Raw genomic sequence first — 524 nt, 5'->3', positions numbered from 1 at the left:
GGTAGCGACGACGCACGACTCGAGGAGCGCCCCCGCGGGGCCGCGCCGGCGTCATGAGGAGTCGGGCCCTGATCGCGCGAGCAGCGCGCGACGCGCTGTCCGGTCTCTTGGGGGACCGCGCACGACGACGGCTGAGGAGCGTGAGCAGATGAGCGCTGGATCCGGGATGCGTCCCGTCCCCGCAGCCGGCCCGACGTCGGCGTCGCTCCGGAGCCGTTCGCCCCGTCAGCGGGGGCTCGGCGCACCCGCGCGGACCCACCGCTCGGCCGTCGAGGCCGGCCCGACGATCGCGACACGCCCGGGGTGCATCTCCGGTTTGCCGAGCAGTCCGGCGGGACGTAACGTATCTCCTCGTTGCCGCCAGACGGCGAGAGGGTGAGCGAAGCTCCCCCGCCTCAAGCCGGCAGCCGCTCGGTCCTCCGGATCTCGATCCGGAGGGGGTGAGCAATCGAGGCACCTCTGGTCGTCTGGCGTGAGTCGGGCGGGGGATGGGTGGTCGATCTTTGAGAACTCAACAGCGTGCA

Origin of the sequence: Amnibacterium endophyticum (assembly GCF_042680685.1) — a bacterium.
Lineage (GTDB): Bacteria > Actinomycetota > Actinomycetes > Actinomycetales > Microbacteriaceae > Amnibacterium > Amnibacterium endophyticum.
The sequence above is the reverse complement of the archived record's forward strand: the minus strand, read 5'-3'. Positions refer to the sequence as shown.